Source organism: Pseudomonas marginalis (assembly GCF_024169655.1).
Classification (GTDB): Bacteria; Pseudomonadota; Gammaproteobacteria; order Pseudomonadales; family Pseudomonadaceae; genus Aquipseudomonas; species Aquipseudomonas paraveronii.
The window spans coordinates 380,082-394,079 of the sequence record NZ_JALJWV010000001.1 but is presented as its reverse complement, the minus strand read 5'-3'; the positions used below and the strand labels follow the sequence as shown (position 1 = coordinate 394,079).

Annotated in this window: 13 protein-coding genes; 8 read left to right on the top strand and 5 right to left on the bottom strand. The window is 60.9% G+C overall.

What is annotated here, in order from left to right:
* The first annotated feature begins 88 nt into the window (after nt 1-88).
* Complete coding sequence (locus J2Y83_RS01675) at nt 89-1,891, top strand: acyl-CoA dehydrogenase (protein ID WP_253392969.1); 1,803 nt, start codon at nt 89-91, stop codon at nt 1,889-1,891.
* On the opposite strand, the gene J2Y83_RS01670 is transcribed toward J2Y83_RS01675, so the two are convergent.
* Together J2Y83_RS01670 and J2Y83_RS01665 are read right to left on the bottom strand one after the other, a co-directional pair.
* Nucleotides 1,888-2,181, bottom strand: a complete 294-nt coding sequence (locus tag J2Y83_RS01670; RefSeq protein WP_253392967.1) for a cell division protein ZapA — start codon at nt 2,179-2,181, stop codon at nt 1,888-1,890. The two genes, J2Y83_RS01675 and J2Y83_RS01670, sit on opposite strands and share 4 nt — an antisense overlap.
* The gene (locus tag J2Y83_RS01665; RefSeq protein WP_247397258.1) at nt 2,178-2,408 is read right to left on the bottom strand and encodes a hypothetical protein; all 231 of its coding nucleotides are present in this window, start codon (nt 2,406-2,408) and stop codon (nt 2,178-2,180) included. Before J2Y83_RS01665 ends, J2Y83_RS01670 begins: the two co-directional genes overlap by 4 nt.
* A 625-nt stretch (nt 2,409-3,033) precedes the next feature.
* On the opposite strand from J2Y83_RS01665, the gene J2Y83_RS01660 reads away from it, so the two are divergent.
* From J2Y83_RS01660 to selO, 3 genes are read left to right on the top strand one after another with little or no spacing between them, the layout of a single operon-like run.
* A complete protein-coding gene (locus J2Y83_RS01660) occupies nt 3,034-4,776 on the top strand; it encodes a potassium/proton antiporter (RefSeq protein WP_253392965.1) in 1,743 nt (580 codons plus the stop codon).
* Nucleotides 4,777-4,825: 49 nt separating this feature from the next.
* A complete protein-coding gene (mscK, locus tag J2Y83_RS01655; protein ID WP_253392964.1) occupies nt 4,826-8,209 on the top strand; it encodes a mechanosensitive channel MscK in 3,384 nt (1,127 codons plus the stop codon).
* Between the two features lie 48 nt (nt 8,210-8,257).
* Complete coding sequence (gene selO / locus J2Y83_RS01650; RefSeq protein ID WP_253392962.1) at nt 8,258-9,721, top strand: protein adenylyltransferase SelO; 1,464 nt, start codon at nt 8,258-8,260, stop codon at nt 9,719-9,721.
* Nucleotides 9,722-9,727: 6 nt separating this feature from the next.
* Here selO and J2Y83_RS01645 read toward each other — a convergent pair whose 3' ends face one another.
* Nucleotides 9,728-10,129, bottom strand: coding sequence for a helix-turn-helix domain-containing protein (locus J2Y83_RS01645; RefSeq protein WP_253392960.1), 402 nt, complete (start codon nt 10,127-10,129; stop codon nt 9,728-9,730).
* Nucleotides 10,126-10,422, bottom strand: a complete 297-nt coding sequence (locus tag J2Y83_RS01640) for a type II toxin-antitoxin system HigB family toxin (protein ID WP_253392958.1) — start codon at nt 10,420-10,422, stop codon at nt 10,126-10,128. Before J2Y83_RS01640 ends, J2Y83_RS01645 begins: the two co-directional genes overlap by 4 nt.
* 236 nt (nt 10,423-10,658) lie before the next feature.
* Between J2Y83_RS01640 and trxC the strand changes: the two genes are divergently transcribed.
* A complete protein-coding gene (gene trxC / locus J2Y83_RS01635; RefSeq protein WP_253392956.1) occupies nt 10,659-11,093 on the top strand; it encodes a thioredoxin TrxC in 435 nt (144 codons plus the stop codon).
* A 41-nt stretch (nt 11,094-11,134) separates the two neighbouring features.
* Here the strand turns inward: trxC and J2Y83_RS01630 are convergent, their stop codons facing one another.
* The gene (locus J2Y83_RS01630) at nt 11,135-11,905 is read right to left on the bottom strand and encodes a ParA family protein (RefSeq protein ID WP_247397237.1); all 771 of its coding nucleotides are present in this window, start codon (nt 11,903-11,905) and stop codon (nt 11,135-11,137) included.
* 337 nt (nt 11,906-12,242) lie between these two features.
* Here J2Y83_RS01630 and J2Y83_RS01625 point away from each other — a divergent pair, with 337 nt between their 5' ends.
* From J2Y83_RS01625 to J2Y83_RS01615, 3 genes are read left to right on the top strand one after another with little or no spacing between them, the layout of a single operon-like run.
* Nucleotides 12,243-12,962: a beta-ketoacyl synthase chain length factor gene (locus J2Y83_RS01625; protein WP_253392954.1), complete on the top strand. Its 720-nt coding sequence runs from the start codon at nt 12,243-12,245 to the stop codon at nt 12,960-12,962.
* Complete coding sequence (locus J2Y83_RS01620; protein WP_253392953.1) at nt 12,938-13,750, top strand: lysophospholipid acyltransferase family protein; 813 nt, start codon at nt 12,938-12,940, stop codon at nt 13,748-13,750. The genes J2Y83_RS01625 and J2Y83_RS01620 overlap by 25 nt, the downstream gene beginning before the upstream one ends.
* Nucleotides 13,728-13,997, top strand: a complete 270-nt coding sequence (locus J2Y83_RS01615; protein ID WP_247397227.1) for a phosphopantetheine-binding protein — start codon at nt 13,728-13,730, stop codon at nt 13,995-13,997. Before J2Y83_RS01620 ends, J2Y83_RS01615 begins: the two co-directional genes overlap by 23 nt.
* Nucleotide 13,998 lies beyond the last annotated feature (1 nt).

Genomic DNA, 13,998 nt, shown 5'->3' with positions numbered 1-13,998 from the left:
CTGCCCCTCCATCACCCAGATCAATCTTGCTAGCCGCCCTCCATTCCCGCACTTAGACTCAGGCCCCTTCCCACACAGGTAAGCCGCCATGTCCGAGACGCTACTCAGTTCCCGCAATCTGGCTTTCGAGCTGTACGAAGTCCTCGATGCCGAGGGCTTGACCCAGCGCGAGCGGTTTGCCGAACACAATCGCGAAACCTTCGACGCGGCCATCAGTACCGCCCGGAACATTGCCGAGAAGTACTTCGCGCCGCATAACCGCAAGAACGACGAAAACGAACCGCGCTACGAGGACGGCAAGGCCATCCTGATTCCGGAAGTCAAACCGGCGGTGGACGCATTCCTCGAAGCGGGATTTCTCAATGCCGCGCGCAGTTTCGAAGCCGGCGGCATGCAGTTGCCGACATTGCTGTCCCAGGCCTGCTTCGCGCACTTCCAGTCGGCCAACGCCGCGTCAACGTCCTACCCGTTCCTGACCATGGGCGCCGCCAACCTGATCGAAAGTTTCGGCTCCGAGGAGCAGAAGCAACGCTTCCTGCAACCGATGATCGAGGGGCGTTTCTTCGGCACCATGGCCCTGACCGAGCCGCATGCCGGCTCGTCGCTGTCGGACATTCGGACCCGCGCCGAGCCTGCGGCGGACGGCAGCTATCGCCTCAAGGGCAACAAGATTTTTATCTCCGGCGGCGACCACCCGCTGTCGGAAAACATCGTGCATATGGTGCTGGCCAAGCTGCCGGACGCACCGGCCGGGGTGAAGGGCATTTCGCTGTTTATCGTGCCCAAATTCCTGGTCAACGACGATGGCAGCCTGGGCGCGCGCAACGATGTGTTGCTGGCCGGGCTATTCCACAAGATGGGTTGGCGCGGCACCACGTCCACGGCGCTGAATTTCGGCGATAACGGGCACTGCGTCGGCTATCTGGTGGGCAAGCCGCACCAGGGCCTGAGCTGCATGTTCCAGATGATGAACGAAGCGCGCATCGGCGTCGGCATGGGCGCGGTGATGCTCGGTTACGCCGGTTACCTGTATTCCCTGGAATACGCACGCGAACGTCCGCAGGGCCGCCTGCCGGACAGCAAAGACCCGAGCACCGCGCCGGTGTCGATCATCCAGCACGCCGACATCAAGCGCATGCTGCTGACCCAGAAAGCCTACGTCGAAGGCGCCTTCGACCTCGGCCTGTATGCCGCACGCCTGTTCGACGACACCACCACCCTGGCAACCGACGTCGAGCGCAAGCGCGCCCACGAACTGCTCGACCTGCTGACCCCAATCGTCAAATCCTGGCCCTCGGAGTTCTGCCTCAAGGCCAACGAGCTGGCGATCCAGATTCTCGGCGGCCACGGCTACACCCGTGAATACCCGGTGGAGCAGTACTACCGCGACAACCGCCTCAACCCGATCCATGAAGGCACCCACGGCATTCAGTCCCTGGACCTGTTGGGGCGCAAGCTGGCGCAGAACGGCGGTGCCGGGCTGAAGCAGTTGATTCGGTTGATCGCCGAAACGGGCGCACGGGCGCAGCAATACCCCTCGCTGAATACGTTGAGAGAACCGCTGGAACACCTGGTGGCGCGCCTGCAAAGCGTGACGATCGGCCTGCTGACGGATCTCGCCCAAGGCAAAGTCAACAGCAGCCTGGCGAATTCGGCGCTGTACCTGAAGGTGTTCGGACACACGGTGATTGGCTGGCGCTGGCTGGAGCAGGCGATTCGCGCCGAAGAAGGCCTGGCCAAGGGCAATGCGGCGGACACCGCCTTCTATAAAGGCAAGCTCCAGGCAGCCCGGTACTTCCTGACCTGGGAAGTACCGGGCTGCCATCATGAACTGGCGATTCTGGAGGCCCGCGATGATACGTGCCTCGGCATGCAGGATGAGTGGTTCTAAGGCTGGCCGATAGCCTTGGAAATCACCTCGACCGTGGCGCTGACTTGCTCTTGGTAACGGTCGAGTTCCTGCTGGTGACGCTGTTGCATTTCGATCTGCTCGGCGCACAGGTTCAGCGCGGCCAACACCAATAGCTTGTCACCGATCAGGGTCGGGTACTTTTGCTTGGTAGTCGCCAGGGAGGCCTTGAGCAGGGTCACGGCGCGCATCAGGGTTTGATCTTCTCCGGCCGGTGCCTTGATCGAGTAATCCTCTCCGAGAATCGAAACGACCTTTATCCCTTCGTTCATGCGCTGACAGGACCTGCGCTCACACGCTCAACCAACGCCTGGATACGCGCAGCGGTAGCGCCGTTCTTTTCTTCCTGCTCCATCAGGTTCAGTTGCAGGCTGTCGTTCTCATCCTTGGCGCGGGCCAGTTCCGCCTTGAGGGATTCATTGGTGCCCAACAGGTCGTGATTCTGCTGTACCAGGTCGCTGACCAGTTGTTCCAGTTGGCTGAGGGATGCTTCTAACATTTTGATTTCCTGGGCTTTTCAAAGGGCGGTGACGATAAAGAAAATTCACCTCGGATGCCAGGGTTATCCCCGGCGCGCAGCCCGATTGTTAAGGGCCGGGCCACACTTTCGAGCCTTAGTGACTGCATTTCCCCCATCAGGTTCCTGAATCGGCCCAGCCCCTCGTCAGATGCGATAAACGCACATGCCACTTTAGACTTTAATCGCACTGCCGATAGGTGATGCTTAGCCCATCTCAAGGCAGCATGGAGCGCGCATCTGCGCAGGATTCCCGCATGTCTCTTCGTAATATGAATATTGCGCCGCGCGCCTTCCCAGGCTTCGCCCTGATTGGCGCACTCATGTTGTTTCTCGGTGTGTTCGCCCTGAACCAAATGAGCAAAATCCGCGCCTGACGGTGGATTTGAATGGGATGGTCGGGCGGTTTCGCCTCTGACTGACTGCACTTGGTCGAAAATGTGGGAGGGGCGGTGCGACGATTCGACTTGCCCCCTCCCACATTTGAATCTATGTGAATCACGAAAACCTTTTTGACAGCGCGGCAATTCAACAGGTTAGAATCGCTGGCACGCAGACTGCATGGTCAGAGTGCGCCCCGTTTTATTTTGCCCATGGAGTACTGCCTTTGAATGCGACGACCATCAACAGCCTGTTCTTGATCGGCGCGTTGCTGGTGAGTGCGAGCATTCTGGTGAGCTCTCTTTCGTCCCGCCTGGGCATCCCGATCCTGGTGATCATCCTGGCCGTGGGCATGGTCGCCGGCGTCGACGGCGGCGGCATCATCTTCGATAACTACCCCACCGCCTACCTGGTGGGCAACCTCGCCCTGGCCGTGATCCTGCTCGACGGCGGCTTACGCACACGGGTGGCGAGTTTTCGCGTGGCACTCTGGCCGGCGTTGTCGCTGGCCACGGTGGGGGTGTTGATTACCACCGGTCTCACCGGCATGGCCGCAGCCTGGCTGTTCGACCTCAATATCATTCAAGGTTTGCTGATCGGCGCGATTGTCGGCTCCACCGACGCCGCCGCGGTGTTCTCGCTGCTCGGCGGCAAGGGGCTCAACGAACGGGTTTCCGCCAGCCTGGAAATCGAATCCGGCAGCAACGACCCGATGGCGGTGTTCCTGACCGTCACCCTGATCGACATGCTCGCCAGCGGCCAGACCGGCCTGCACTGGAGCCTGCTGATTCACCTGGTGCGCGAGTTCGGCATCGGCGGCCTCATCGGCCTGGGCGGCGGCTGGCTGATGCTGCAGATGGTCAACCGGATCAACCTGGCCAACGGCCTGTACCCGATCCTGGTGATCGCCGGCGGCCTGTTCGTTTTCGCCCTGACCAACGCCCTGCACGGCAGCGGCTTCCTCGCCGTGTACCTGTGCGGCCTGGTGATCGGCAACCGCCCGGTGCGCAGCCGTCATGGCATTTTGCATATGCTCGACGGCATGGCCTGGCTCGCCCAGATCGGCATGTTCCTGGTGCTGGGCCTGCTGGTCACGCCCCACGATCTGCTGCCGATTGCGCTGCCCGCCCTGGGCCTGGCGCTGTGGATGATCCTGTTTGCGCGGCCACTGTCGGTGATCGTTGGCCTGCTGCCGTTCAAGGCGTTCCACGACCGTGAAAAAGCCTTTATCGCCTGGGTCGGTTTGCGCGGCGCGGTGCCGATCATTCTTGCGGTGTTCCCGCTGATGGCCGGCCTGCCCCATGCGCAGCTGTACTTCAACCTGGCGTTCTTTATCGTGCTGGTCTCGCTGCTGGTGCAAGGCACCAGCCTGCCGTGGGTGGCCAAGCTGCTGAAAGTAACCGTACCACCGGAGCCGGCGCCGATTTCCCGCGCCGCCCTGGAAGTCCACGTCACCAGCGAGTGGGAGCTGTTCGTCTACCGCCTGGGCGCGGAAAAATGGTGCATCGGCGCAGCCCTGCGCGAACTGAGAATGCCCGAAGGCACGCGCATCGCAGCGCTGTTCCGTGGCCAGCAACTGCTCCATCCGTCGGGTAGCACGGTGCTGGAAGCCGACGACTTGCTCTGCGTGATCGGTCACGAACACAACCTGCCAGCCCTGGGCAAACTGTTCAGCCAGGCGCCGCAACGCGGCTTGGATTTGCGCTTCTTCGGCGACTTCGTCCTCGAAGGCGACGCCCAGCTCGGCGCGGTGTCGGCGCTGTATGGCCTGCAACTCGAAGGCATCGACCCGGACATGCCATTGAGCCACTTCATCACCCAGAAAGTCGGCGGCGCGCCGGTGGTCGGCGACCAGGTGGAGTGGAACAACACGATCTGGACCGTCGCGGTCATGGACGGGAACAAGATTGGCAAAGTCGGCGTCAGATTCCCCGAAGGAAGTCGCCCGGGCCCCGGACTCTTCCTCTAAACTGCGGGGCAACGCTGCCCCGTTTCTTCACCTTGCTCGACCGGTCTCTATGCCAACCCTGCGCACTTTTCTCGCCACTGCCCTGCTGGGCCTGACCCTTTGTGTCGGCAACGTACACGCCGCCGACCCGCCCAGCGCCGACGCTATCCAGCAAACCCTGGACAAGCTGCCCGATCGCAAGCTGCCCGACGCCGACATGAAGGCGCTGCAGGCGATCCTGCAGCAGACGTTGACCTACCTGGGCAACAAGCAGGATTACGAGCAGCGCCTGGCCGATCTCAAGCGCCAGTTGCAAGACGCCCCGCGCCTGACCAGCGAAAACCAGCGCGAATTGACCCGGCTCAAGGCGACTAAAATCGTCCCGGTGGCCCAACGCTACGCCACCTTGCCGGTGCCGCAACTGGAACAACTGCTGGTGCAGCGCACCACCCAGCAAGGCGACCTGCAAAAAGACCTGGCCGAAGCCAACAGCCTGACCATCGCCGCCCAAACTCGCCCCGAGCGCGCCCAGACCGAAATCAGCAGCAGCCAGACGCGCATCCAGCAGATCAATGCGATCCTCAAGACCGGCAAGGACAACGGCAAAACCCTCAGCGCCGACCAGCGCAACCAGTTGAACGCCGAACTGGCGTCGCTGAATGCACTGATCCCGCTGCGCCGCCAGGAACTGGCCGGCAACAGCCAACTGCAAGACCTGGGCAACAGCCAGCATGACCTGGTAGTGGAAAAAACCGCGCGCCTGGAACAAGAGATCCAGGACCTGCAAACCCTGATCAACCAGAAACGCCTGGCCCAGTCCCAGCAGACGGTGACCCAACAGTCCATCGAAGCGCAGAAAGCCGGCGGCAGCAGCCTGTTGGCCACGGAAAGCGCGACCAACCTGAAACTGTCCGACTACCTGCTCAAAAGCACCGACCGCCTCAACGACCTGACCCAGAAAAACCTGCAGACCAAGCAGCAACTGGACGCCGTGACCCAGAGCGACTCGGCGCTGGAAGAACAGATCAACGTGCTCAAGGGCAGCCTGCTGCTGTCGAAGATTCTGTACAAACAGAAGCAGGCATTGCCGCGTCTGACGGTCGACCGCGATCTGGCAGACAATATCGCCAACATTCGCCTGTACCAGTTCGAGGTCAACCAGCAACGCGAACTGATCAGCTCGCCCAGCACCTATGTGGATAACCTGCTGGCCAACCAGCCGCCGGATGAGATCACCCCGCAATTGCGGCGCACCCTGCTGGAACTGGCGATCACCCGCAGCGACCTGCTCGAGCGCCTGAGCCGCGAGTTGAGTGCGCTGCTCAATGAATCGATCACCCTGCAACTGAACCAGAAACAACTGCTCAGCACCGCCACCACCCTGCGTGCGACCCTCGATGAGCAGATGTTCTGGATTCCCAGCAACAAGCCGCTGGATACCGAGTGGCTGGAAACCGTTCCGGATCACCTGAGCAAGCAAGTCACCTCCCTGCCCTGGGCCTCCAGCGTCAGCGAACTGTACGACGGCCTGACCCAACGCCCGCTGCTGTTCCTGCCGTTGCTGCTGTTGATCGGCGCGCTGCTGTGGCGGCGCAACGCCTTGTACGCACGCCTGAAAAAGGTCCACCTGGACATCGGCCACTTCAAGCGTGACAGCCAATGGCACACGCCCCAGGCGATCCTGGTGAATATCCTGCTGGCCATGCCCGTGGCCCTGGGCCTGGCGTTATGCGGTTATGCGTTGCAGATCGACGCCCGCGGGCAGAACGCCAACCTGGGCGCTGCGCTGTTGCAGATCGCCCAGGCGTGGATGGTGTTTTACACCGCCTACCGAATCCTCGCGCCGGGCGGCGTAGCCGAATTGCACTTTCGCTGGGAACGTCCGCAGGTCGAATTCCTGCAAGGCTGGGTGCGCAAGCTCGGGCTGGTGGTACTGGCGCTGGTGGCCGTGGTGGCCATTGCTGAGCATCAGCCGGCGGCACTGGCCGACGACGTGCTCGGCATCGGCGTGGTGCTGACCTGCTACGCGCTGATGGCCTGGCTGTTGGGCCGCCTGCTGTTGCACAGCACGACCCACGAGAAAGCCTCACTGTTCCGCAAAGGCGCAGGCCTGTTGTTTACCGCGCTGCCCATCGCGCTGTTTATCGCGGTGTGCTTTGGCTATTACTACACCGCCCTGAAGCTCAGCGATCGGTTGATCAACACCCTGTACCTGCTGATGTTCTGGCTGGTGATCGAAGCCACCTTCGTCCGCGGCCTGGGTGTCGCGGCCCGGCGCCTGGCCTATTCGCGGGCGCTAGCAAAACGCCAGGCCGCCAAAGAAGCCGGCGACGGCGAAGCGGTGATCGAAGAGCCGACCCTGGACATCGAACAGGTCAACGAACAATCCATGCGCCTGATCCGCCTGGCCCTGCTCGGCGGCTTCATCGCGGCGCTGTACTGGGTGTGGTCGGACTTGATCTCGGTGTTTTCCTACCTGGACAACATCACCCTCTACGAATACACCAGCGGCACCGGGGCCAATATCAGCATGGTGCCGATCAGCATCGGCGACATGCTCGGCGCGCTGATCATCATCGGCATCACCTTCGCCCTGGCGCGCAACCTGCCCGGTTTGCTCGAGGTGCTGGTGCTGTCCAAGCTGGACCTGGCCCAGGGCAGCGCCTACGCCACCACCACGTTGCTGTCCTATGTAATTGCCGGCGTGGGGTTTGTCTCGACCCTGTCGACCCTCGGCGTAAGCTGGGACAAGCTGCAATGGCTGGTGGCGGCGCTGTCGGTGGGCCTGGGCTTCGGCATGCAGGAGATCTTCGCCAACTTTATCTCCGGCATCATGATCCTGTTCGAGCGCCCGGTGCGGATCGGCGACACCATCACCATCGGCAACCTGTCGGGCACGGTGAGCAAGATCCGCATCCGCGCCACCACCATCACCGACTTCGACCGCAAGGACATCATTGTCCCGAACAAAACCTTCATCACCGGGCAACTGATCAACTGGTCGCTGACCGACACCATTACCCGGGTCACCCTCAAACTCGGCGTGGACTACGGCTCCGACCTCGACCTGGTGAAGGCCCTGCTGCTTCAGGCCGCACGGGAAAACCCACGGGTCCTGAAAGAGCCCGAACCCCTCGTGTACTTCCTCAACTTCGGCGAAAGCACCCTCGACCACGAACTGCGCATGCACGTGCGCGACCTCGGTGACCGCAACCCGGTGATCGACGAGGTGAACCGTTTTATCAACCGCGAGTTCAAGAACAACCATATCAACATCTCGTTCCGGCAGATGGAGGTTTACCTGAAAAACCTGCACGGCCAGGAGTACAAGCTGGTGCCGGTGGAAGACGAGAACCACGCCATCGCCAACCCGGCCAAGGCCCCAGACGCACCGCAGCCACCGCCAGGCAAAGTGGTCGACGCACCCGAGCCGCCGCCCTCCACGCTCGACTAAAGCGCCTATCCCCAGCAGAATGCTCGGACATTCTGCTGGAGATGGCCGGTGAAAGCCCTCGACGAACTGACCTTCGACAACCGCTTCGCACGCCTGGGCGACGCGTTCTCAACCCACGTCCTGCCCGAACCCCTCGACGAACCGCGCCTGGTCGTGGCGAGCGACGCCGCCATGGCCCTGCTCGACCTCGACCCGGCAGTTGCAGAAACGCCAGTATTCGCCGAGCTGTTCGGCGGCCATAAGTTGTGGGCCGAAGCCGAACCGCGCGCGATGGTGTATTCCGGGCATCAGTTCGGCTCCTACAACCCGCAACTGGGCGATGGCCGTGGCTTGCTGCTCGGCGAGGTGTATAACCGCGCCGGCGAACACTGGGACCTGCACCTCAAGGGCGCCGGGCAGACGCCCTACTCGCGCATGGGCGATGGCCGCGCAGTGCTGCGCTCGTCGATTCGGGAGTTTCTGGCGTCAGAAGCGCTGCACGCACTGGGCATCCCCAGCAGCCGCGCACTGTGCGTGATCGGCTCCAGCACGCCGGTTTGGCGTGAGAAGCAGGAACGTGGGGCGATGGTGCTACGCCTGGCCCATAGCCATATCCGCTTCGGCCATTTCGAATACTTCTACTACACCAAGAAGCCCGAGCAGCAGGCGGAACTGGCGGAACATGTATTGAAGCTGCACTTCCCCGAGTGCCAGGAACAGCCCGAACCGTACCTGGCGATGTTCCGCGAAGTCGTCGAGCGCAACGCCGAACTGATCGCCAAATGGCAGGCCTATGGCTTCTGCCACGGGGTGATGAACACCGACAACATGTCGATCCTCGGCATCACCTTCGACTTCGGGCCGTTTGCGTTTCTCGACGACTTTGACGCGCACTTCGTCTGCAACCACTCCGATCATGAAGGGCGCTACTCCTTCAGCAATCAGGTGCCGATCGGGCAGTGGAACCTCAGTGCGCTGGCACAGGCGCTCACGCCGTTTATCAGCGTCGACGCCTTGAAGGAAACCCTCGGCCTGTACCTGCCGCTGTACCAGGCGCACTACCTGGACCTGATGCGCCGCCGGCTGGGGCTGACCAGCGCCGAAGACGATGACCAGAAACTGCTGGAGCGCCTGCTGCAATTGATGCAGAACAGCGGCGTGGACTACACGCTGTTCTTCCGCCGCCTGGGCGATGAACCGGCGGCGCTCGCAGTGGCGCGGTTGCGCGACGAGTTTGTCGACAGGAACGGCTTCGATGCCTGGGCGGACGCGTACAAGGCCCGCGTGGCGCGCGATGGCGAGTACAGCGAAGCACAGCGCCGTGCGCGGATGCATGCGGTGAACCCGCTGTACATCCTGCGCAATTACCTCGCACAGAACGCCATCACCGCTGCCGAGTCGGGGGATTACAGCGAAGTGCGACGGTTGCACGAGGTGTTGAGCAAGCCGTTCGAGGAACAGCCGGGGATGGAGCAGTACGCGCAGCGGCCGCCGGATTGGGGCAAGCATTTGGAGATTAGTTGCTCTTCGTAGAGTCAGTTAAATGAACGTCTCCACGGACACACCAAAGCGTTCGGCCAACCATTTAATCTGCCGCAGATTGAGCTTGCGCTTACCGCTCAGTATCTCGGAAACAACTGACTGTGTGCCCAAGCCTGGCAGATCACTTTGACTCAAACCGTGTTCGCGCATCATCGCGCGCAACACGTCAACACCACTGGCGATGGGCATCGGACGATGTGCCTGATCGTAGGCTTCGATCCAGTCACTGAGAATATCTACCAGACTCATAAGCGGATTTGATTCGTCCTCCCCGACCAAGTCCAGCAGCTCGTCGAGGGCAGCAACCAGTGCATCGTAATCCGCCTCGTTTTTTGGCTTGCGCAGTAATGGTGAAACAAATTGCCAATGTTCAGCGGCGAGCTGAATGAGTGCGCTCATCTGATTGCCTCCTTCCACTTGTCTTGCTCATATTCGCGATGATCGAGCAGATGTTTGATGTAAATTCGTTGTGTTGGGTACCGCACGAAAGCAATTAACCTCAGTTTATTGCCACCGATGTCGAACACATGGAACTGCCCGACTTTATCAGTCGCGGGAAAAATGCCTTTCATTGACGCGAAATCTCCCGGGTTATTGCGCTTTATCCGTCGGTACCACTCATCCAGAGCACTCGCTGAGCGTGGCCACTTCTCCTTTGCTTCCCAGATCCTTTTCTCACTAATCACTCGCATGCAACATCCTTATCGCATCTTGCTATGAAGGTTAAACCCGAACCCAAGCTATCGCAATTTGCTATAACCGCAAACAGACAGATGGCGCAAAACAGAACAAGCTCCAACAGCCTAGATAAGCGGCCTCACATCGACATGGCGAAACTGTGAACGGATGAGTCTCCGCTCCCACGCCTTGATAAACCCCAGACCTGACTCCAAATACACGCCATTGGCCATATCCAAGGAGCGCCACCATGTCCGACCCTCTCGTCATCCCCTGCCCGCACTGCAACGGTCTCAACCGCATCCCCGGCGAACGCCTGGCTGACACGCCGAAGTGCGGGCGCTGCAAGCAACCGGTGTTGTTGAACAAGCCTTTTGAGCTGAAACAGGGCGACTACGCCAGTCAGATCAAGGGCGACCTGCCATTGCTGGTGGATGTGTGGGCCGATTGGTGTGGGCCGTGCAAATCGTTCGCGCCCATCTTCGAACAGGCCGCTGCGCAGTTGGAAGGCAAGTGCCGGCTGGCCAAGCTGGACAGCGAGGCCAATCAGCAGTTGTCGGCGCAGTTGGGGATTCGCTCGATTCCCAGCTTGATTCTGTTCAAGAACGGCCGCGAAGTGGCGCGCCAGAGTGGGGCGTTTCCGTTACCGCAGTTGATGAGCTGGCTGCGTAGCCAGGGGGTTTGACTCGACCTTGAGCACAACGCAGGCCAGTGTGGTGCTTTAGGTCAGGCGTTTTCCAGCAGGTTATGCAACTCCACAAACTGCTGCGTCAGCTTGTGCCGCGGGTCCAGGTGGATCAGTGGTTTGTTCTGCTGGTGCGACTCACGCATGCGTACCGAACTTGCCAGGTACACCGGCAGCACCGGCAAGCCTTCGGCAATCAACTCATCGAGCATCTGCTGCGGCAGGCTCGCCCGCGCCTGGAACTGGTTGACCACGATGCCTTCCACTTCCAGGCCTTCGTTGTGGTCTTCCTTCAATTCTTCGATTTCCGCCAGCACGCCATACAGAGCCTGGCGCGAGAAGCTGTCGCAATCGAAGGGGATCAATACACGATCAGCGGCAATCAGCGCAGAAACCGCATAAAAATTCAACGCCGGCGGGGTATCCAGGTAAATCCGGTCGTAGTCTTCGCTCAGTTCATCCAGCAGCTTTCGCAGCTTGTTGATCTTGTGCTTGGCTTCGAGCTTGGGCTGCAAGTCCGCCAGCTCAGCGGTGGCGGTGATCACGTGCAGGTTGTCGAAGGGCGTTTCGTAGATATCCACCCGGTTTTTCTTGGCGAACGGCCCGGAAGACAGGGTTTGCTTGAAGAACTCGGCAATACCCATCGGTATATCGTCGCCAGTCAGCCCAGTGAGGTACTGAGTGGAGTTGGCTTGTGCATCGAGGTCCACCAACAGGGTTCGATAGCCTTCACTGGCGCTGACCGCCGCCAGGTTACAGGCGATGCTGGACTTGCCAACCCCGCCTTTTTGATTGAACACCACGCGCCGCATGGAAAAACCTCCGTGTATCAATGAATGCCCGAGTGTAGAGGGCAAAAGCGCCTGTTAGCTACCTCGTTCATCCATGCACTGCTGCATTAATGCCCGGATGCAGCATTCAACATACAAATGAAAAGGAACAGTCCGACAATCCAACTCGGCTCTCGGTGAAGGACAATCTGTAAATCTTCCCCAGCAAATTGTAATCAGCCGTGAACAAATCTTTACCAAAGTTTGCTAGAACCCCGCAGCACCGGGATAATGCGCGCCATTCGGCTGTTGCTCCCTGTCCCGGTATTCGGGGCCAGTGGCCGCACATGGAAGCCCGCAGGGGCGGGATAACTTCTCAGTGATCAATTTCAATATCGCCCAATGGCGCGCCTGGGCCCCGGGCCTCGAAAGTGCGGACGACTGGCGCGCCTGGTGCAAGGCCCCCGTGTTGCTGCCCGCCAGCGAAGCCTCCCCCGACGTCTCGTTTTTACCGGCCATGCAGCGCCGCCGTCTGAGCCGCCTGGCGCGCATGGCATTCAGCGTAGGCTGGCCGATGGCCGAGGGTTTGCAAGACCTGCCACTGGTGTTCATTTCCCGCCACGGCGAAACCCCGCGCACCCTCGACATCCTCAGCGACCTGGCCAACGACCAGCCGCTGTCCCCGACCCAGTTCAGCCTGTCGGTGCATAACGCGGTGATTGGCTTGTGGTCGATCCTGCGCAATGAAACCAGCGAAATGACCGCCCTTGCCGCCGCCGGCGATGGCCTGGAACACGGCATGCTCGAAGCGGCCGCGCTGCTCAACGAAGGCGCCCCGGCGGTACTGCTGGTGATCACCGAGGAGCGCCCCCCCGAGGCCTACGCCAGTTGGATCATGGATGTGCCCTTCCCCTACGCCCTCGGCCTGCTGCTGACACCAGGCGACGAGTGGCAACTGGAACTCACCAGCGGCACTGTCCAACCCACTCACACCCAGTGGCCCCACGCCCTGAACCTGCTGCGCACCCTGTTGACTGAACAGGGCGCCTGCCAACATGCCTGGAAGAACCGCGTATGGAACTGGCAACGCAAACCCTGAACGATAAGCCACGGGACGCCTACTATTGGCGCCTGTTCGCCACCGCCACCAGCTTCACGCTGTTTGGCGTCGGCGGCCTGTGCCTGCGTTTGTTGGTATTTCCGTTGCTCGGTTGCCTGCCGGGGACTGCCAAGCAGCACCAACGGCGTGCGCGCCACACCATCAGTCGCCTGTTCTGGTTGTTCATTCGGATGATGCAGCGTTTGGGCATTCTGACGTTCAGCGTCGACGGCGCCGACAAACTCGGGCGCCCCGGCCAGATGATCGTCGCCAACCACCCGTCACTGATCGACGTGGTGTTCCTGATCGGCCTGATGCGCCAGACCAACTGCGTGGTCAAGCAGAGCCTGTTTCAAAACCCGTTCACCCGTGGGCCGGTGCGCGATGCCGGCTACATCAGCAACGACGGCAGCGCGGACATGCTCGACGCCGCCGCCGATGCCCTGCGCGAAGGTCAGACCCTGATCATCTTTCCAGAAGGCACCCGCACCACACCCGGCGCGGTGCCTGCCTTTCATCGCGGCGCCGCCGCGATTGCGTTGCGCGGTGCGACAATCATCACCCCCGTGGTGATCAAGGTCAGCCCGACCACCCTGACCAAGGCCGAACCCTGGTATCGCATTCCTAAACGCCGCTTTCACTTCAGTTTACGGGTGGGTGCCGATATAGAACCACAGGCGTTCGCCGCACTCGGGCCCGCGCCCCAGGCTTCACGCAAGCTCAACGATTACCTGCATCACTATTTCATTAAGGAGCTCGCCGAAGATGAGCAACCCAAACAGCCTTGAGCACGACATAAAGACGCTGATCATCGAGGCCCTGGGCCTGGAAGACATCAGCGTCGACGACATCAAAAGCGAAGATCCCCTGTTCGGCGAAGGCCTGGGCCTGGACTCAGTCGATGCCCTGGAACTGGGCCTGGCGATCCAGAAAAAGTACGGCATCAAGATAGATGCCGACGCCAAGGACACCCGCAATCACTTCACCAACGTGGCCAGCCTTGCGGCGTTCGTCACGGCCAGAAAGGCAGCTTGAG